We start from the raw sequence: 18,441 nt of genomic DNA on the forward strand, positions 1-18,441 counted from the left end.
TGCGGCGGGCGGGTCCATGCCTCGCAGCGATGAGAAACGTGCCGCGCGTAAAAACTGAATTTTCCTGCGCGTTCAAGCTGATTTGGGCTGTCCAGTCCCCTTAGCAAAAATATGCCGCTTCTCGTTTTCGGAATTTCGTGATTTATTCCGTTCGTCCCGCCTCATCGACGAGGGGCGCTGCGCGGTCGTCACGAAGCGTGGAGTGCGGGATGCGATGGGCGGGCCGGTTTGCAGCGTGATCATTCGCGCGGACGAACAACATCGGCTCGCACGGTCAAGTCGCGTGGTCCTGGCCTCCCGATGCTGAGGTCAAGTCGGCTGATGATGCCCCGCGCATCTCGCCGGTGATGGGGGCAAGACAGCCCGGTCCCCAGGGAGATCGCGAAGCAGCCGTTAAGACTATCGCGCAGGGAGGGCCGGGTCGTCCGGCTGGACCTGCGGTACCTGCCGCCTGCATTTTTTTCGCAGGCGGGCCACGGGCCTCAGTCGAGGTCCGGCCTTCCCTGCACCCTCGCTTCGGAGGAGGGTGAGATCGATGCATCACTCGGACGCGAAGAGCGCCGCGAGGACAATGACGCGCATCCCCAAATGCAGTTTGAGATTGCTGACTACGACGGCACCACAAACGCGGTGCTCACCCTCCCCTGGAGGGGGAGGGGCGCCTTACGAGGAGCGAAGCGAAACGTGAGGCGGGGTGGGGTGATGTCTCCGCGCGCAAAAGCATGCGTGGAGAGATCACCCCACCCCGCTCGCCCGCTTCGGGTGCGATCGACCCTCCCCCTCCAGGGGAGGGTGGCACCGAGCGCGCGGCTAGCTTGCGCGTCCGGCGGCCCTCGGTATCTCGCAAAAAAAGCGGCGCTCGATGGACGGCTTACTATTTGAATCCTGCGAACCGGCTGTCGAACGAGTTCGACTGCAGCACCGGGACGGCGCCGGAGACCAGTGCGGTCTGGGTCTGTGCCGGCGCCGACGCCGTGGTGGTAGGCGCGTCGCTGCTGGCGGGCTTGAACGGCGGCCGCGCGGCAGCCTGCCTGGCCTCGGCCGGCTTGGCCGCGACCGGCTTGGGCGCAGGTTTGATCTCGGCGGGCTTGATCTCCGAGGGCCTGGCCTCCGCGGTCCTGGTCTCGGGCTTCGCCGTCGCAGCCTTGGTGTCGGCCGCCGCATTGCCGCCAATCCCAACCTTGCGGGCGAGGCTCGACATGAAGCTCGGCTTCTCCGGCGCACTGACACTGACCGCTGCCACGCGGGTGGAGGGCGCCGCTGCGGGAGCCGGAGCCGCATTGGCCGGCATCGCGGCGACCTCGTCGGCGCCGGGTGCGCGCGGCGGGTTGACATGACCGGGGATCGTGCCTGGCGCCGGCGAGAAGTTGGCGAGCGACAGGCCCGGCGCTTCGCCGGCATCGGACAGGCCGGTGGAGGCGCCCGGCACGCGGCTGGCGAAGATCGGATTCATGCCGCCATCGATACCGGTGTTGAGCTTCGCGACCGGCGTGCCCTTGGCGACGAGCTTGGCGTATTCCACCTCGTCCGCCTGCTGCTTGTCGCGCACGGCGGCGGTGATCTCGTCGGGAACGACATAGGCCGGGCACTTGGCGGCGGCGTCGAACACCGGATCATGCGTCGCGCCCGGCGGCTTCTGGGCGTCGAAGACGTACTTCTTTTCGCAGAAGTCGACCTTCGGCTCCTGCCGGGTGACTTCGAAATGGTCGTAGCCTTCCTTGATCATGCGCCAGAACGGCATGTTCGGATTGTTGCGGTGCCTGGCCATGTTCACCGGCGTCATCCGGAACGGATAGGCCTGGAACTGGAAGGCCCGCTGGCCGCCGAAGAACGACTCGCGCCCAAGCGCATAGATCTCGGCGATCTGCTCGTCGGTCATGGCGAAGCAGCCGCGCGAGGAGCAGTCGCCATGCACCATCAGCTGCGAGCCGCTGCGGCCCAGCGCCTTGTCGAAGGCGTTCGGATAGCCGGTGTTGAAGGACAGGTAGTAGGCCGACTGCGGATTCATCTGGCTCGGATTGATCGAGTAGAAACCCTCCGGCGCCTGGCGGTCGCCCTCGCGCACCTTGGGTCCGAGGTCGCCGGACCAGCGGCAGATCGGATAGGTCTTGAGCAGCGCGAACTTGCCGGAGCGGTCCTGCTTCCAGACCTCGAGCTCGGCCTCCTGCTTGAACACGCGGACCAGGATCGGCGACTGCAGATCCATGTCCTTCTCGCCCATCGTCGCGACGAGCTTCGGCGACACCGGCTGGTTGGCCTTGGCGTTGGTGGCGAGCGCGACCTGATCGCTGTTGCAACCCGTCAGCAGCGCACCGGCGGCCAACACCGCCGAGGTCATCAGAACCCGGACGAAAGCGCGGTTGATCAAGACAATGCTCCCCGCAAACCCGGCATGCCGCAACACCCCAGTCTCATCTCACCCGATCGGCCCGAAAGCTGGATAAATCACGGGTCGACCCTGCGTCATGCCGTCAAACCATTGATTAAAATTGTAGCCTTTGACCCCACGACCCGCAACCCGCGCTCCGGTGGAGCCGCGAGGCCCTGGCCGCTTTGGTCAACAACTTCTAAACAGCAGAGCCCGCCGGCGGGGCCGAAATGCGGCCAAACGGCTGGAAAGACTCACAAAACCGCGAGCGCCGAGCGCTCGGCTCCCGCCCGCTCAGCCGAGCTTGCGGCCGATCTCGATGAACTTCTGCCGGCGCTGCTTGCGGATGGCGTCGGTGTCGAGGCCCTTCAGCTCGTCAAGCGCCTGGGCGATCGCCTCGCCGGTGGCCGCGATCATCGCCGCGGGATCGCGGTGGGCGCCGCCGACCGGCTCCTTGAGAATGGTGTCGACCACGCCGAAGCGAAGCATGTCCTGGGCGGTGATCTTCATGCTGTTGGCGGCTTCCTGCGCCTTGGTGCCGTCGCGCCAGAGGATCGAGGAGGCGGCTTCCGGCGAGATCACGCTGTAGATCGCATGCTCCAGCATCAGCACGCGATTGGCGGTGGTCAGCGCGATGGCGCCGCCCGACATGCCCTCGCCGGTGATGATCGCAACGTTGGGCACGCCGAGTGCCAGGCAGGCATCGGTCGAGCGCGCGATGGCCTCGGCCTGGCCGCGCTCCTCGGCGCCGATGCCGGGATAAGCGCCGGCGGAATCCACCAGCGACAGCACCGGGATGCCGAAGCGCTCGGCCATCTCCATCAGGCGGACCGCCTTGCGGTAGCCTTCCGGACGGGCCATGCCGAAATTGTGCTTGAGGCGGGATTCGGTGGTGGCGCCCTTTTCCTGGCCCATGACGCAGATCGGCTCGCCGCGGAAGCGGCCGAAGCCGCCGAGCAAAGCGGCGTCTTCGCCGAACTTGCGGTCGCCGGCGAGCGGGGTGAACTCGGTGATCAGCCCGCCCACGAAGTCCGTGAAGTGCGGCCGCTGCGGATGGCGGGCCACCATGGTCTTCTGCCACGGCGTGAGCGTGGCGTAGAGCTCGGCCAGCGCCTGGCCGGCCTTCTCCTCGATCCGGCTGACCTCCTCGCCGATATCGGTGCCGGAGGCGGCCATCGCCCGGAGTTCGTCGACCTTGGAATCGAGCTCGGCAACAGGCTTTTCGAAATCGAGGTAGCTGCGCATGGGATCCGGCATGGAAGAGCTGAAGGAAGAGCGCTGGGAGACGAAATCGGTTCGGCCTTCGGACCTGAAGCCGAAGGACTTCAGGAGCTTAGGGTACGATCGGTGCCCAGCCTCCCGGCATCGCGCCGGGATCGCGGGCAGGATGGCGCTCTTTCAGGGCAGACGGGCGCGAAGTCAAGCCGGCCGGGCGTCACGCCGGCGGATTTGGTTTCGGGAAGGTGTGAAGCGACGTCAGGTCTCGGCCAGCGGGTGCAGGTCGCGCACCAGGCTCTTGAGCCGTTCCTCGACCACGTGGGTGTAGATCTGGGTGGTCGAGATGTCGGTGTGGCCGAGCAGGGTCTGGACGATGCGCAGGTCGGCGCCGTTGTGCAGCAGATGGCTGGCGAAGGCATGGCGCAGCACGTGCGGCGACACCAGCCGGGCTGGCAGGCCGCTCGCCACCGCCAGCTCCTTGAGGTCGCGGGCGAAGTGCTGGCGGGTGAGGTGGCCGCTCTCGCCGAACGAGGGAAACAGCCATTTGCCGAACGTCGCGCTGGCCTTCTTCTCGGGCTTCAGCGCATCCAGGGCGGCGAGATAGTCGGCCATCGCCTGGCGCGAGGCCTGGTTCAGCGGTACCAGCCGCTCCTTGTTGCCCTTGCCGCGCACCACGATCATGCGGGCATCGTTGCGGGCGGCCGTCCGCGGCAGCGCCACCAGCTCGGAGACGCGCAAGCCGGTCGCGTAGAGCACCTCGAGCAGGCAATACAGCCGCAGCGCACGCAGCCGCTGCGCCGGCGAAGCGTCCGTGCCCTCGCTCAGCTCCTTCGCGCGGGTCAGCATCCGGTCGACATCGCCGATCGACAATACCTTGGGCAGCGGCCGGCCGCGTTTCGGGCCGGACAGGATCGCGGCGGGATCGTCGCTGCGGATGCGCTCGCTCAGCAGGAAGCGAAACAGGTGTCGCATCGCCGACAACCGCCGCGCCACGCTGGAGGACTTGAAGCCCCTGGTGTCGAGATCGGCGAGATAGTCGCGCAATGCCTGGGTGTCGGCCGTGGCGAAGCCGTTGGCCTTGCCGCCGAGAAAGTCGGAGAGATCGGTGAGGTCGCGGCGATAGGCGTCCAGCGTGTTCTGACCGGCGCCCTGCTCGGCGGCCATCATGTCGAGGAACAGGCTCATCAGCCTGGCGTCGGAGGCCTTGACCTTCATGTCGTGAAATCCGCTGCGTCCGAGGCGATCGAATCACTACGAGGTATTCGTGCCGGCACGTCGAGCGGTGACTGCAAATCTGGCCGATATCGCGGCGCCCGGCCGCCTCAGACAATCGTAAAATTCTTAATCAATGCCCTGTGGCTTTTCGGTTCGCCGCAGCGGTGCCGATCATCTCTTCTGGAACCTGTCCGGCGGGATCGTCACCGTCATCTCGCGCGGCTTCGGGTTGACGAAATTCGCCAGCGCGTAGATCGCGCCATAGACCACGCCGACGATGATGGCGATGACGGTCAGGAAGCGGAACAGGCTGGGCATGTCGGTCGCGCAGGCCACCAGAAAGGGAACAGTTTCATCCAACATGTTCGCATCGGCCTTGCAAGCCCGTCGGGCAGACCGGGCAGCTCGCCTTGGCTCGGGGAGCGGAACAGGATGCCTTTGAAAGCAGCAGGGCCTGGGTTAGAAGCGGAGAAATGACCGAACCGACGCAACCAGCATCTGGACCTGTCGCCCAGGAGGCCGCGATTCTCGCAGGCCTCGGCAAGCGGCTGATCGTGCTGGTCGGCATGATGGGGGTCGGCAAGTCGACCGTGGGCCGGCGGCTCGCGGCGCGGCTCCGGCTGCCGTTCGTCGATGCGGATACCGAGATCGAGACCGCAGCCGGCATGACCATACCGGAAATCTTCGAGTCGCGCGGCGAGGACTATTTCCGCAACGGCGAGGCGAGGGTGATCGCCCGCCTGCTCGAAAATGGTCCGGCGGTGCTGGCAACCGGTGGCGGCGCCTTCATGCGCGAGGATACGCGGCGGCGCATCCAGGAGAAGGCGGTCTCGGTGTGGCTGAAGGCCGATGCCGACGTGATCATGCGCCGCGTCCGGCGGCGGGCCGACCGCCCGCTGCTGCAGACGGCTGATCCCGAAGGCACGGTCGCGCGGCTCCTGACCGAGCGCGAGCCGGTCTACCAGCTCGCCGACCTCACGATCTTCTCGCGCGACGTGCCGCACGACCGGGTCGTCGAGGACTGCCTGGAGGCGCTGCAGGCGTTCTTCTCTCCACCGGAGACCGCGGCGAGGCCCACCGGACCACAACCCGATCCAGTTCAATCCGATCCTCCGCAGGCGATGGGCGCGCTCCGATGACGGCACCACTGAAGCATTCCGATCCGATGATCGTCGACGTCGCGCTCGGCGAGCGCGCCTATGACATCGTCATCGGCCGTGGCGTGCTCGCCTCGCTTGGCCAGCGCATCTCGGCGCTGCGGCCGGGTGTCCGGACGGCCATCGTCACCGACCGCACCGTGGCCGCGCACTGGCTGAAGCCGACCGAGGCGATCCTGGCGGAGGCGGGAATCCCGTCGTCCACGATCGTGGTCGAGGAGGGCGAGGGCTCCAAGACCTATGCCGGCCTCGAGAAGGTCAGCGAGGCACTGATCGCCGCCAAGATCGAGCGCAACGACCTCGTCGTCGCGCTCGGCGGCGGCGTGGTCGGCGATCTCGCCGGCTTCGCGGCCGCCATCCTGCGCCGCGGGGTCGACTTCGTGCAGGTCCCGACCTCGCTGCTGGCGCAGGTCGATTCCTCCGTCGGCGGCAAGACCGGCATCAACTCGCCGCAGGGCAAGAACCTGCTCGGCGCCTTCCACCAGCCGGTGCTGGTGATCGCCGACACCGCGGTGCTCGACACGTTGTCGCCGCGCCAGTTCCGCGCCGGCTATGCCGAGGTCGCCAAATACGGCCTGCTCGGCGATGCCAGCTTCTTCGCCTGGCTGGAAGCCAACCACGCCGACGTCGTCAAGGGCGGTGCGGCGCGCGAGCACGCGGTTGCAACCTCCTGCCGCGCCAAGGCGGCGATCGTCGCCCGCGACGAGCGCGAGACCGGTGATCGGGCGCTGCTCAATCTCGGCCACACGTTCGGCCATGCGCTGGAGGCCGTGACCGGCTTCTCCGACCGGCTGTTCCACGGCGAGGGCGTCGCGGTTGGCGCGGTGCTGGCGGCGCAGTTCTCGGCCGAGCTCGGCATGCTGCCGCCCGACGACGTCACACGCATCGAGCGTCACCTTGCCGCGGTCGGTCTGCCGACCCATCTGCAGGACATCGCCGGCTTCGCCCAGGAGGGGATCGGCGACGCCGACCGGCTTTTGGCCTTGATGGCGCAGGACAAGAAGGTCAAGCGGGGCAAGCTCACCTTCATCCTGATGGAAGCCATCGGCCGCGCCGTCATCGCGAAGGACGTCGATCCGGCGCGCGTTCGCGACTTCCTGCAGGCCAAATTGCGCAGCAGAAGCTGATCCCGGGCTTTACGCCGTGTTGAGCAGTGCCAACGGATCATCGGCGGCCTCCCTACAGAGCGACATCGGCGTCATGGACTGGATCACACTCTCCGTCGTCATCATCCTCCTCGCCGCCTCCGCCTTCTTTGCGCTGAGCGAGACCGCGCTGACCGGTGCCTCCCGCGCCTCGATGCTGCGGCTGTCGAAGCAGGGCAATCGCGACGCCGACGTGGTGTCGAGCCTGTTCGACATGCGCGAGCGGTTGATCGGCGCGCTGCTGCTCGGCAACAACATCGCCAATATCGCCGCGTCCGCATTGGCGACCGGCATCTTCACCGCCTGGTTCGGCGAGGTCGGCGTGCTCTATGCGACCGGCGTGATGACCGCGCTGGTGGTGATCTTCGCCGAGGTGCTGCCGAAGACGATCGCGATCAATGCGCCCGATCGCGTCTCGCTCACGGTTGCCAGACCAATGCGGGCCGCCGTGATCGTGCTCGGTCCCGTGCTGGCCGTGATCGAAGCGATCGTGCGTGGGCTGATGCGGCTGATCGGCTTCAAGGTCGGGGCCAATCAGCCGATCCTGTCGCCGACCGAACGCCTGCGCGGCGCCGTCGATCTCCTGCATCATGAAGGCAAGGTCGAGAAGCAGGACCGCGACATGCTCGGCGGCCTGCTCGACTTGCGCGAATTGCAGGTATCCGACGTGATGGTCCATCGCACCGAGATGGTGATGGTGAATGCGGACCTGCCGCAGGAGGAACTGGTGCGCGAGGTGCTCGCCACCGAGTACACCCGCATCCCGCTGTGGCGCGGTACGCCGGAGAACATCATCGGCGTGCTGCATGCGAAGGACCTGCTGCGTGCGATCCGCGCCGCCGAGGGCGATGTGTCGCACATCGACGTCGCCTCGCTGGCGCTGCCGCCCTGGTTCGTGCCGGAGATGCGTTCGGTGTCGGAACAGCTGAAAGCGTTCCGCCGCCGCAAGACGCATTTCGCGCTCGTGGTCGACGAGTATGGCGAGGTCGAAGGCATCGTCACGCTCGAGGACATCCTGGAAGAAATCGTCGGCGACATCTCCGACGAGCAGGACGTGCAGGTCGCCGGCGTGCGCGTGCAGCCGGACGGATCCGTCGTCGTCGATGGATCGGTGCCGATCCGTGATCTCAATCGCGCGATGGACTGGACGCTGCCGGACGAGGAGGCGACCACTGTCGCAGGTCTCGTGATTCACGAGGCGCGCTCGATCCCCGAGCGCGGCCAGAGCTTCACGTTCTACGGCTTCCGCTTTCGCGTGCTGCGCCGGGAGCGCAATCGCATCACCGCGCTGCGCATCGTACCGGTGCCGCGCGGCGAAACCGAGGAGACGCGGCCGCGCCGTGCAGGCACGGCGTTCTAGTTGGGGATCAAGCCTCGCCCGGCGCCTTCGCATGCAGCGCGAGCGCGTGCACCGAGCCGGCAAGTTCCGCTGCCAATGCGGCGTTGATCAGGCGGTGGCGATCGACACGGCTCTTGCCGGCGAAGGCCTGCGACACAATATACACGCGGAAATGGGTCTCACCGCTCGGCTGATGGCCCATATGGCCTTCGTGCAGATGTGATTCGTCCTGAACATCGAGGCTTTCCGGCGAGAAAGCTTCGCGCAACTTTTCGATGATAGCATCTCGGGTCCGCATGGTCTCTGGAAATACGCATCAAATTATTTTTCGTCAATCGGCGGTCCCCGCCAGAGGTATTCGCAATGTCAAGACTTGAAGCTTTCGGCGTTGCGTAGTCAAAGTCCGCCATGGCGATCGATTCAAACAAATTCTTCGACTCCATCCGCATCAAGCCCAAGAAGCAGGCTGCGCGGCAGCCGGTGGTGCGCGAGGAGGCCCAGCCCTGTCAGTGGCCGGATTGCAAGAACAAGGGCTCGCACCGCGCGCCCAAGGGACGCGAGAACGTGCGCGAGTATTGGCACTTCTGCCTCGACCACGTGCGCGAGTACAACCAGTCCTATAATTTCTTCTCGGGGATGAACGCCGAGGCGGTCGCGCGCTATCAGAAGGATGCGCTGACCGGACATCGCCCGACCTGGAAGATGGGTGCCAACACATCGGCCAAGCGCGGCACCGGCAGCGCCGAGGGCGATCTCGGCGATGCCGCCGATCCGTTCAGCGTCTTCGCCGAGATCAACGGCCGCGGCAGCTGGCGTCCGGATCCCCAGTCGGCCCCCAAGGCCGAGACGCGCAAGGTCTTCAACGCCGAGCGCAAGGCGCTGCAGGTGATGGGCCTTGGTCCCGATGCGACGCTCGAAGACGTCAAGGTCAAGTACAAGGCGCTGGTGAAGCAGCACCATCCCGACGCCAATGGCGGCGACCGCTCCACCGAGGATCGCCTGATCGAGATCATCAAGGCCTACAACTATCTGAAGACGGTGGTGAAGGGCTGATGCGCGACAGCGCGCGAGGCTGCCGCGCGTCGCGCTCGACAGTTCAGGGCCTCGGCCCGATATAGGCCGAGCTGGGCCGGATCAGCCGCCCCGTCCGCTGCTGCTCGCGGGCATGCGCCGTCCAGCCCGCCGCACGCGCCACCGCGAAGATCGGCGTGAACGCCTGGCGCGGAATCTTCAGCGCATCGAGCAGGATGGCGGTGAAGAATTCGACATTGGTGTCGAGCACCCGCTCCGGATTCTTCTGCCGCAGCGCTTGGCGGATGTAAGCCTCTACCTCGCTCGCAAACGGCAGATCAGCCCCGCTGCCCGCCAGCCGCTCGATCGCGCCCTTGAGCACGTCGGCGCGCGGATCGCGCACGCGATAGATCCGATGCCCGAACCCCATCAGCCGCTCGCCGCGGCCGAGCGCCGCATCGACCCACGGCTTGATGTGGTCGCGCGTCCCGATCGCGTCCAGCATCTCCAGCACCGGCTCCGGCGCTCCGCCATGCAGCGGGCCGGTGAGCGCGCAATAGCCGGCGGTCACCGACGCGAACAGGTCGGCCTGGGTCGAGGCCACGACCCGCGCGGCGAATGTCGAGGCGTTCATGCCGTGATCGCTGACGGTGACGAGATAGGTGTCCAAGGCCGCCACCTCCCCGCCCTCGGGCCTATCGCCACGCACCATCCGCAACGTATCGGCGGCGTGGCTGGCATCAGGGTCGGGGGCAATCGGCTGCGCTTCCTGCGCGCGCTGGACCAAGGCGCCGGCGATCACCGGGCAGGCGCCGACGATCGTGGCTTCGTCGTCGAGCCCGGGTTGGGGGCGCAGCGCCGCGACCGCGGCGCGGAAGCCGTCGATGACCGACAGGCCGGAGGTCGCGGCGAGCAGCTCGGGCAGCCGGGCAAAGGCACGCTCGCGGGCACGACCAAGGCTGGCGCGGACCTCGGCCTCGCCGACGGTGCGCTTCGTGGCCGCGCTCCATAGCCGGGCGGTCACGCCCTCGAAGCCGTTGGCGGCGGCGAGATCGGCCACACGGGCGCCGGCGATGATGAGCTCTCCCTGCTGGCCGTCGACGTGGCTGAGCACGGTCTCGGCGGCGGCGATGCCGTCGAGGCCGATCGGGGTCTTGCCGAGGTGGATGGTCATGGCGGGTCTCCTTCACGAGTGGTCACGCCGGCAAGATCCGCCCAGTCGACAACTTGATCAATCTTGATTAAGCTGATCAATATGAAAAAAGACAGCGGACTTTACCTATCTGCCCGTGAAGCTTCGGCCGAGCTCGCGATCTCGCCGGCCACCCTCTACGCCTATGTCAGCCGCGGCCTGGTCCGCTCCGAGCCGTCGCCGAACTCGCGCAGCAGCCGCTATCGCGCCGAGGACATCCGCGCCCTGAAGGAGCGTCGTGCGCCGGCCCCCGAGCCGCGCGCTTTCCGCAGCTTCGATGCGGATCTCCCCGTGTTCGATTCCGCCGTGTCGACGATCACCGAAGCCGGTCCGATCTATCGCGGCGTCAATTGCGTCGACCTGGCCGCGCGCGACACGCTGGAGCATGCCGCGACACTGTTGTGGGACGTGACCGCGCTCGATCCGTTTGCGCCAGACAACCTTCCGGCCGTGTCGGAGGAGATGAGTCTCATCGCCGATGCCGCGCGGCGCGCGGCGCCGATCGACCGCGCCATCGCGGTGCTGGCGCTGGCGACACATGCTGATCCCGCGGCCTTCAACCGCGCACCCGACGGTCGGGCGCTGGTCGGCGCCCGCATCGTTCGGCTTGTGGTCGCAACCATGCTGAACCAGCCCGCGTCAGCCGATCCGCTCCATGTTCAGGTAGCGCGGAGCTGGGCGCCCGGACACGAACATGCGCCGGACCTGATCCGCCGCACCTTGGTGCTGCTTGCCGATCATGAGCTGAACGCGTCGACCTTCACCGTCCGCTGTGCGGCGTCGACGGGCCTCAGCCTCTACGATGCCGTCATCGCGGGTCTTGCGGCGCTCAAAGGGCCGCAGCACGGCGGTGCCGGCGTGCTGGCGTCGCAACTGGTGAAGGCACTCATCGATCGCGATGTCGCGCCGCTGATCCGCGAGCGGGTGGCGCTGGGCGAGCGCTTCGCCGGGTTCGGGCATGGCGTCTACAAGCGCGGTGATCCGCGCGCGATCTCGCTGCTGGAGGCGCTGACGCGGGCCGGCGCGCCGCGCAAATTCACCCGCGAGGTGCCGGAGCGGATCGCAGAGGCGACCGGCGAGTTCGTTAACATCGACTACGCGCTTGCGGTGCTGGTGCATAGTCTGCGTCTGCCCGCCGGCAGCGAGCTGGCGCTGTTCGCGATGGCCCGCTGCGTCGGCTGGATCGCCCACGCCTGCGAGCAGCTGCAGCATGGCCGCCTGATCCGCCCGCGCGCCCGCTATATCGGACCCGCACCCGGCCGCGGCGCCATGTTGGATTCGCTGTAGCCGTTCTAATCCGCGGCGCCGGCCGCCAGCTGCGTCTCGCGCCGCTTCCGCGTCAATCTGAGGACCAGCCAGACCACGATCGTTCCGGCGATCGCCGCGATGATCCAGGTGGATTTGGCGATATGGCTATGATGCGGAATGCCGCCATAGCGGTGCAACAGCTGCACGGCGAATACTCCGGGCAGGACATGGGCGCAGGCCCACAGCACGATGGCAGGGATGTTCACGGCGTAGAAGCGCGGCGGAGGGATGTCGAGCGCGCCGGCCGTGATCGGCACGACGGCGCGGATCGGCGCGACAAAGCGGGCGAAGAAGATCGCCAGGGTGCCGAAACGGTGGAAGAAGGCCTCGCTCTGCGCCACCAGGCGCGGATAGTTCGAGAACGGCCAGCTCGTCAGGATCTCGCGCTGCCTGCGATGGCCGACCCAGAACGCCCCGCCGTCCCCCAGCACCGCGCCCAGGATGGCCGCCGCCAGCACCCATTGCAGGGTCAGCTCGCCGCCCGGAATCAACGCGCTCAGCGCCAGGATGATGGTCGTGCCTGGAACCACCGAGCCCACGATCGGGATCGCCTCCAGCAGGGCGGCCAGAAACAGGGTGAAATAGGCCAGTCCCGCATGCGCTGAGACGAAGGCAATGAGGGGATCGAGCAGATGGGCCACGCGGTTCCTGTTGGTGGAGAGGGTGGGCGGGAGCTCCTCGATAAGTAGGAACCCCGGCTCCGGGTGCCACGTCGAGATCCTGGGAAGAGCCGGTGGGCGAAAAGGTGGCACGATTCGCAGGGCAGCCTTTCGAAAACGGCCACTCATGCCTATCTCGATGATATAACGACGGAACTTTGATCAAGGCTTAGGCTTCTGCCCGCGCGTGCTCTCTGCTAGGCTGGCGTCGAAGCCCTTCAACCGCAGCCAAACATGAAATCTGGTTTCGGGAATGCCCGGGACCTCGGAGGATGAATGACGACCGCCGCTACGACCAATGCGCAGGAGATGACCGGTGTGCCCGACATGAAGGTGTCGGTGCGGCAGGTGTTCGGGATCGACAGCGACCTTGAGGTGCCGGCTTTTTCCGCAAGCGACCCGCATGTCCCCGAGGTCGACGCCGACTACCGCTTCGACCGCGCCACGACGCTTGCGATCCTGGCCGGCTTCGCCAAGAACCGCCGCGTGATGGTGACCGGATACCACGGCACCGGCAAGTCGACCCATATCGAGCAGGTCGCGGCGCGACTCAACTGGCCCTGCGTGCGCGTCAACCTCGACAGCCACATCAGCCGTATCGACCTCGTCGGCAAGGACGCGATCGTGGTCAGAGACGGCAAGCAGGTCACCGAGTTTCGGGATGGCATCCTGCCCTGGGCGCTGCAGCACAACGTCGCACTGGTGTTCGACGAATATGATGCCGGCCGTCCGGACGTGATGTTCGTGATCCAGCGCGTGCTCGAAGTGTCGGGCCGGCTGACCCTGCTCGACCAGAACAAGGTGATCAAACCGCACCCGGCGTTCCGTCTGTTCGCTACCGCCAACACCATCGGGCTCGGCGACACTTCGGGCCTCTATCACGGCACGCAGCAGATCAACCAGGGCCAGATGGACCGCTGGTCGATCGTCACCACGCTCAACTACCTCGCCCATGACGAGGAGGTCGAGATCGTGCTGGCCAAGGCCAAGCACTATCAGAACGCACAGGGCCGCGACACCGTCAACAAGATGGTGCGGCTCGCCGACCTCACGCGCAACGCCTTCGCCAATGGCGATCTGTCGACGGTGATGAGCCCGCGCACGGTGATCACCTGGGCCGAGAACTCCGAGATCTTCGGCGACATCGGCTTTGCCTTCCGTGTGACGTTCCTCAACAAGTGCGACGAGCTCGAGCGTCCGCTGGTCGCGGAATTCTATCAGCGCTGCTTCAATGCGGAGTTGCCGGAATCCTCCATCAACGTGGCGCTGAGCTGACACACCGGCGTCCTCCTGGCCTCGGGCCGGGACCCATACGCCGCGGCCTCTCTCGTCGGGTGATGCGGGAGAGCGAGTGCGAACAAACGAACGCCGGTGGTTATCGGGCCTGGCGTTCGCCGGGACGATAGCCGCAGGAATCAGATGACCACACCGAGCAACAAGCCCCGTCCTGGCGTCAAGGAAGCACCGACCGAACCTTTCAAGAGGTCGGTCACGGGGTGCCTGCGCGCGATCGCCAGGGCGCCCGAGCTCGAAGTCTCCTTCGCGGCCGAGCGTCCCGGCCTTGCGCCGGGCAAGGCTCGGCTGCCCGAGCCGGCGCGCAAGATGACCAAGCGTGACGCCGCCGTGGTGCGCGGCCATGCCGACTCGATCGCGCTGAAGCTTGCCTGTCATGATCCGAAAATCCATCGCAAGCTGATCCCGGGCAATCCGCAGGCGCGTGGCGTGTTCGAGGCGGTCGAGCAGGCCCGCGTCGAGGCGATCGGTGCAAAACGCATGGCCGGCGTCGCCAGGAATCTCACGGCGATGCTCGATGATCACTTCCATCGCGGCAAATATGACGAGATCACCGACCGCGCCGACGCGCCGCTGTCGGATGCGCTGGCCATGATGGTGCGCGAGCGCCTCACCGGCATGGCGCCGCCGAATGCGGCGCGCAAGGTGGTCGATCTCTGGCGTCCGTTCCTGGAGGACAGGATCGGCCAGCGTCTTGATGAGCTCGGCCGCTTCACCGAGGATCAGGCCAAATTCGGCGACCTCGTCCACGATCTCTTGTCGGCGCTCGATCTCGGCGATGAACGCAACGCCGATTCGGAAGAGGACGAGGACAACGACGACAACCGCGACGGCGACAATGAGCAGTCCGGCGCCGAGGGCTCGCCCGAATCCGACGCTGCGCAGGAGATGAGCGCGGACCAGGCGCAGACGACGTCGGACGAGATGTCGGAGAGCGCCATGGAGGCGGCACAGGCCTCGGCGTCCGACACGCTCGATGACGGCGAACTCGGCGACGACGAGACGCCGGGTGAGGCGACGCGTCCGAACCGCGGCGGTGCCAACGAGCCGCGCGGCCCCGAATATCACGCCTTCGCGCCGAAGTTCGACGAGATCATCGCGGCGGAGGACCTGTGCGACCACGACGAGCTGGAGCGCCTGCGCTCCTATCTCGACAAGCAGCTTGCGCACCTGCAAGGCATCGTGGCGCGGCTCGCCAACCGGCTGCAGCGCCGGCTGATGGCGCAGCAGAACCGCGCCTGGGAGTTCGATCTCGAGGAAGGCGTCCTCGATCCGGCGCGGCTGTCGCGCGTGGTCATCGATCCCTATCAGCCGCTGTCGTTCATGCGCGAGAAGGAGGCGACCTTCCGCGATACGGTCGTCACGCTGCTGCTCGACAATTCCGGCTCGATGCGCGGACGCCCGATCACGGTGGCCGCGACCTGCGCCGACATTCTCGCCCGCACGCTCGAGCGCTGCGGCGTCAAGGTCGAGATCCTCGGCTTCACGACGCGGGCCTGGAAGGGCGGGCAGTCGCGCGAGGCGTGGCTCGCCGCCGGCAAGCCGGCCAACCCCGGCCGCCTCAACGATCTCCGCCACATCATCTACAAGTCGGCCGATGCGCCGTGGCGGCGGGCGCGCAAGAATCTCGGCCTGATGATGCGCGAGGGGCTGCTGAAGGAGAACATCGACGGCGAGGCGCTCGACTGGGCGCACAAGCGCCTGCTCGGGCGTACCGAGCAGCGCAAGATCTTGATGATGATCTCGGACGGTGCGCCGGTCGATGACTCCACGCTGTCGGTCAATCCGGGCAACTATCTGGAGCGGCATCTGCGCCACATCATCGAGGAGATCGAGACTCGCTCGCCGGTCGAGCTGATCGCGATCGGCATCGGCCACGACGTCACGCGCTACTACCGTCGCGCGGTGACCATCGTCGACGCCGAGGAGCTCGGTGGCGCCATCACCGAGAAGCTCGCCGAATTGTTCACGGAGACCCACGCGGCGCCGCAGCCTGCGCCGGGGCAGAAGCGCAGGCTGCATTCGTAAGCGGCCGTCGGCCGGCTGCGTCCCTCCTCCGCCTCGGAGGAGGTGGGGGAGGGGGCTCCGCTGACGATGTCGCTGCAGGCGATTGCCGACCGCAGGCGCTTTCTCGCGCTGACCATCGGCGGAGTGTCGGCATTCGCATGGTCCACGACGGCTCGTGCGCAACTCGCGCCGACGCCTGTCCGCAGACGCGCAGCTTCCGACGAGCACTCCGTCACGTCGCCGGTGAAGATCGAGGTCAATGCGCGACCGCTGCCTGCGTTCGACCTCCGCGATAGGACCCATCTGCGCTTCGGGATGCTGCAGTATCGCAGCGGCGTGGCGCTGACCTCGTCCTATCCCGGCTTCGGCGGCCTGTCCGGCATCCGGCTCGATGCCAAGGGTGAACGCTTCCTCGCGGTCAGCGACAAGGGCGGCTGGTTCACCGGCCGCATTGCCTATTCCGGCCGCGAAATCGCGGGGCTCGCCGATGTCGAAGCGGCGCCGCTGCTCGGTCCGGACGGACGGCCCATCACCGATCGCGGCTGGTATGATTCCGAGTCGCTCGCTCGCGATGGCGACATCGTCTATGTCGGCCTCGAGCGCGTCAACCAGCTCCTGCGCTACGATTTCGCCAAGGGCGGAACCGGCGCGCGCGGCGAGATCGTGCCGCTGCCGCCGGCCGCCAAGCGGCTGCCCCACAACAAGGGACTGGAAGCGTTGGTAGTCGTGCCGAAGGGACTGCCGCTCGCCGGCGCCCTGATCGCGCTCTCTGAGCGCGGTCTGGACCCGAACGGCAATCTGCTCGCCTTCCTGATCGGCGGACCCGCGGCGGGACAGTTCAGCATCGTCCGCAGCAACGAGTTCGACGTCAGCGATGCCGTGCTGCTGCCGTCGGGCGATCTGCTGGTGCTCGAACGCAAGTTCTCGCTGTTCAACGGGGTCGGCATTCGAATCCGCCGGCTGATGCTTGCGCAGATCGCGCCGGGCGCGCTGGTCGATGGTCCGGCGATCTTCTCCGCCGATCTCGGGCAGGAGATCGACAATCTCGAGGGCATCGATGCGCATGTCACGCCGGAGGGCGAGACCGTGCTGACGCTGGTGTCCGACGACAATTTCTCGATGATCCAGCGCACGCTGCTGCTGCAGTTCACGCTGGTGGAGTGAGCCGCGGCGCCGCTGCGGCGCCTCGCGTTGACCGCGCCTCGTCCATGATCGACACTCGCCGCCATCAGATCATCGCGTCCACCGTCGCAACCTGGAACTCAGCATGAGCGCCCTGTTTTCTCCGATCAAGCTGCGCCACCTCGAACTCGCCAACCGCATCATGGTGTCGCCGATGTGCCAGTACTCGGCCGAGAATGGTGCGGCCAATGACTGGCACTTCACCCACATCAACACGCTGGCGCTGTCGGGCGCGGCGATGTTCTGCATCGAGGCGACGCATGTCGAGCCGATCGGGCGCATCACCCCCGGCTGCCTCGGGCTGTGGGACGATACGACGGAAGCTGCGCTGAAGCCCATCCTGACCTCGGTTCGCAAACATGCGAAGGCTGCGGTCGCGATGCAGCTCGCTCATGCCGGACGCAAGGGCTCCAGCCACAAGCCGTGGGATGGCGGACAGCAGATTCCGCTCGCGGACGGCGGATGGCAGACGGTCGCGCCCTCGGCCCTGCCGCACAAGGATGGCGAACTCGCGCCGCAGGAGCTCGATGCAGCCGGACTGAAGCGGGTGTGCGATGCGTTCGTTTCCGCAGCCCAACGAGCCGCGCGCCTCGGCATCGACGGGATCGAGCTCCACGGCGCGCATGGCTATCTGCTGCATCAGTTTCTGTCGCCGATCGCCAACCAGCGCAGCGACGCCTATGGCGGCTCGCTCGAAAACCGCATGCGGTTTCCGCTCGACGTGTTCGATGCGGTGCGGGCGGTATTTCCGGCGGACAGACCGGTCGGCGTGCGCGTCTCGGCGACCGATTGGGTCGACGGCGGCTGGGATCTCGATCAGACCATCACGTTTGCGCAAGAGCTGAAGCGCCGCGGCGCCGATTGGATCGACGTCTCCTCGGGCGGCGTGTCGCCGTTGCAGAAGATCACGCTCGGACCCGGCTATCAGGTGCCGTTCGCCGCGGCCGTGAAACAGGCGACGGCGCTTCCCACCATTGCGGTCGGTCTCATCACGCAGGCGCAGCAAGCCGAGGAGATCGTGGCCTCGGGCAAGGCCGACATGGTCGCGCTGGCCCGCGGCATGCTCTATGACCCGCGCTGGGGCTGGCACGCCGCAGCGGAGCTCGGCGGACAAGTCGCCGCACCTCCGCAATATTGGCGCTCGCAGCCGTCGACGCAGAAGGAGCTGTTCGGCAAGACGACGTTCGGCGCACGCTGACGTGCAATTGATGACCGCAATGTTGCGCATCAGCGTTGCAAAATTCTGCGGTCATCATTCCGCCCGCGACACGGCTGACGATTGTCGCTGTCGGACGAAGTGCTAGACTTCGCAGACCACGTGCGGCGATGCCGACTCGTCTGGTCGTG

General features: G+C 66.8%; 16 protein-coding genes. 9 read left to right on the plus strand and 7 right to left on the minus strand.

All coding sequences use genetic code 11. The features are described from left to right. Window positions 1-874 precede the first annotated feature (874 nt). The 4 genes from QX124_RS12285 to QX124_RS12300 form a co-directional block, all read right to left on the minus strand. Window positions 875-2,368 (minus strand): L,D-transpeptidase family protein, encoded by a 1,494-nt coding sequence (locus tag QX124_RS12285; protein WP_315797291.1) that lies wholly within the window; start codon window positions 2,366-2,368, stop codon window positions 875-877. 294 nt (window positions 2,369-2,662) lie between these two features. Then, complete coding sequence (locus tag QX124_RS12290) at window positions 2,663-3,625, minus strand: acetyl-CoA carboxylase carboxyltransferase subunit alpha (protein ID WP_315797292.1); 963 nt, start codon at window positions 3,623-3,625, stop codon at window positions 2,663-2,665. A gap of 219 nt (window positions 3,626-3,844) precedes the next feature. Then, on the minus strand, window positions 3,845-4,801 hold the full coding sequence (gene xerD / locus QX124_RS12295; RefSeq protein ID WP_315735196.1) for a site-specific tyrosine recombinase XerD: 957 nt from the start codon (window positions 4,799-4,801) through the stop codon (window positions 3,845-3,847). 171 nt (window positions 4,802-4,972) lie between these two features. Continuing rightward, window positions 4,973-5,119, minus strand: a complete 147-nt coding sequence (locus QX124_RS12300; protein ID WP_315735738.1) for a histidine kinase — start codon at window positions 5,117-5,119, stop codon at window positions 4,973-4,975. A 155-nt stretch (window positions 5,120-5,274) separates the two neighbouring features. Between QX124_RS12300 and QX124_RS12305 the strand changes: the two genes are divergently transcribed. The 3 genes from QX124_RS12305 to QX124_RS12315 all read left to right on the plus strand — a co-directional run bounded on the left by QX124_RS12305 (window position 5,275) and on the right by QX124_RS12315 (window position 8,463). Next, window positions 5,275-5,940 (plus strand): shikimate kinase, encoded by a 666-nt coding sequence (locus tag QX124_RS12305; RefSeq protein WP_315735194.1) that lies wholly within the window; start codon window positions 5,275-5,277, stop codon window positions 5,938-5,940. Beyond that, the gene (aroB, locus tag QX124_RS12310; protein ID WP_315797293.1) at window positions 5,937-7,085 is read left to right on the plus strand and encodes a 3-dehydroquinate synthase; all 1,149 of its coding nucleotides are present in this window, start codon (window positions 5,937-5,939) and stop codon (window positions 7,083-7,085) included. Before QX124_RS12305 ends, aroB begins: the two co-directional genes overlap by 4 nt. A gap of 73 nt (window positions 7,086-7,158) precedes the next feature. Then, on the plus strand, window positions 7,159-8,463 hold the full coding sequence (locus QX124_RS12315; protein WP_315735190.1) for an HlyC/CorC family transporter: 1,305 nt from the start codon (window positions 7,159-7,161) through the stop codon (window positions 8,461-8,463). 7 nt (window positions 8,464-8,470) lie between these two features. Here QX124_RS12315 and QX124_RS12320 read toward each other — a convergent pair whose 3' ends face one another. Beyond that, on the minus strand, window positions 8,471-8,740 hold the full coding sequence (locus tag QX124_RS12320) for a BolA family protein (RefSeq protein ID WP_315797294.1): 270 nt from the start codon (window positions 8,738-8,740) through the stop codon (window positions 8,471-8,473). 110 nt (window positions 8,741-8,850) lie between these two features. Here QX124_RS12320 and QX124_RS12325 point away from each other — a divergent pair, with 110 nt between their 5' ends. Continuing rightward, window positions 8,851-9,495, plus strand: coding sequence for a J domain-containing protein (locus QX124_RS12325; RefSeq protein ID WP_315756912.1), 645 nt, complete (start codon window positions 8,851-8,853; stop codon window positions 9,493-9,495). Between the two features lie 43 nt (window positions 9,496-9,538). Here the strand turns inward: QX124_RS12325 and QX124_RS12330 are convergent, their stop codons facing one another. After that, a complete protein-coding gene (locus QX124_RS12330) occupies window positions 9,539-10,627 on the minus strand; it encodes a citrate synthase/methylcitrate synthase (protein WP_315797295.1) in 1,089 nt (362 codons plus the stop codon). An 81-nt stretch (window positions 10,628-10,708) separates the two neighbouring features. Here QX124_RS12330 and QX124_RS12335 point away from each other — a divergent pair, with 81 nt between their 5' ends. Next, a complete protein-coding gene (locus tag QX124_RS12335) occupies window positions 10,709-11,932 on the plus strand; it encodes a citrate synthase family protein (RefSeq protein ID WP_315775684.1) in 1,224 nt (407 codons plus the stop codon). 5 nt (window positions 11,933-11,937) lie between these two features. Here the strand turns inward: QX124_RS12335 and QX124_RS12340 are convergent, their stop codons facing one another. Continuing rightward, window positions 11,938-12,594 (minus strand): DedA family protein, encoded by a 657-nt coding sequence (locus tag QX124_RS12340; RefSeq protein ID WP_315797296.1) that lies wholly within the window; start codon window positions 12,592-12,594, stop codon window positions 11,938-11,940. A gap of 294 nt (window positions 12,595-12,888) precedes the next feature. Here QX124_RS12340 and cobS point away from each other — a divergent pair, with 294 nt between their 5' ends. The 4 genes from cobS (at window position 12,889) to QX124_RS12360 (ending at window position 18,292) form a co-directional block, all read left to right on the plus strand. Continuing rightward, window positions 12,889-13,887, plus strand: coding sequence for a cobaltochelatase subunit CobS (cobS, locus tag QX124_RS12345; protein ID WP_315735178.1), 999 nt, complete (start codon window positions 12,889-12,891; stop codon window positions 13,885-13,887). 144 nt (window positions 13,888-14,031) lie between these two features. Next, complete coding sequence (gene cobT, locus QX124_RS12350; RefSeq protein ID WP_315735175.1) at window positions 14,032-15,933, plus strand: cobaltochelatase subunit CobT; 1,902 nt, start codon at window positions 14,032-14,034, stop codon at window positions 15,931-15,933. A gap of 66 nt (window positions 15,934-15,999) precedes the next feature. Further along, entirely contained in the window at window positions 16,000-17,076 is a 1,077-nt protein-coding gene (locus QX124_RS12355) for an esterase-like activity of phytase family protein (protein ID WP_315797297.1), read from the plus strand. Window positions 17,077-17,179: 103 nt separating this feature from the next. Beyond that, a complete protein-coding gene (locus tag QX124_RS12360; RefSeq protein WP_315797298.1) occupies window positions 17,180-18,292 on the plus strand; it encodes an NADH:flavin oxidoreductase/NADH oxidase in 1,113 nt (370 codons plus the stop codon). Window positions 18,293-18,441 lie beyond the last annotated feature (149 nt).

Source organism: Bradyrhizobium sp. SZCCHNRI3043 (assembly GCF_032377735.1).
Lineage (GTDB): Bacteria > Pseudomonadota > Alphaproteobacteria > Rhizobiales > Xanthobacteraceae > Bradyrhizobium.

Bases quoted from the DNA above. Each gene is read 5' to 3' on its own strand.
- QX124_RS12335 (WP_315775684.1), top strand. From the start codon at position 10,709: ATGAAAAAAGACAGCGGACTTTACCTATCTGCCCGTGAAGCTTCGGCC.
- QX124_RS12355 (WP_315797297.1), top strand. From the start codon at position 16,000: ATGTCGCTGCAGGCGATTGCCGACCGCAGGCGCTTTCTCGCGCTGACC.
- aroB (WP_315797293.1), top strand. From the start codon at position 5,937: ATGACGGCACCACTGAAGCATTCCGATCCGATGATCGTCGACGTCGCG.
- cobT (WP_315735175.1), top strand. From the start codon at position 14,032: ATGACCACACCGAGCAACAAGCCCCGTCCTGGCGTCAAGGAAGCACCG.
- QX124_RS12315 (WP_315735190.1), top strand. From the start codon at position 7,159: ATGGACTGGATCACACTCTCCGTCGTCATCATCCTCCTCGCCGCCTCC.
- QX124_RS12300 (WP_315735738.1), bottom strand. From the start codon at position 5,119: ATGCCCAGCCTGTTCCGCTTCCTGACCGTCATCGCCATCATCGTCGGC.
- QX124_RS12320 (WP_315797294.1), bottom strand. From the start codon at position 8,740: ATGCGGACCCGAGATGCTATCATCGAAAAGTTGCGCGAAGCTTTCTCG.
- QX124_RS12290 (WP_315797292.1), bottom strand. From the start codon at position 3,625: ATGCCGGATCCCATGCGCAGCTACCTCGATTTCGAAAAGCCTGTTGCC.
- QX124_RS12360 (WP_315797298.1), top strand. From the start codon at position 17,180: ATGAGCGCCCTGTTTTCTCCGATCAAGCTGCGCCACCTCGAACTCGCC.
- QX124_RS12325 (WP_315756912.1), top strand. From the start codon at position 8,851: ATGGCGATCGATTCAAACAAATTCTTCGACTCCATCCGCATCAAGCCC.
- xerD (WP_315735196.1), bottom strand. From the start codon at position 4,801: ATGAAGGTCAAGGCCTCCGACGCCAGGCTGATGAGCCTGTTCCTCGAC.
- cobS (WP_315735178.1), top strand. From the start codon at position 12,889: ATGACGACCGCCGCTACGACCAATGCGCAGGAGATGACCGGTGTGCCC.
- QX124_RS12305 (WP_315735194.1), top strand. From the start codon at position 5,275: ATGACCGAACCGACGCAACCAGCATCTGGACCTGTCGCCCAGGAGGCC.
- QX124_RS12330 (WP_315797295.1), bottom strand. From the start codon at position 10,627: ATGACCATCCACCTCGGCAAGACCCCGATCGGCCTCGACGGCATCGCC.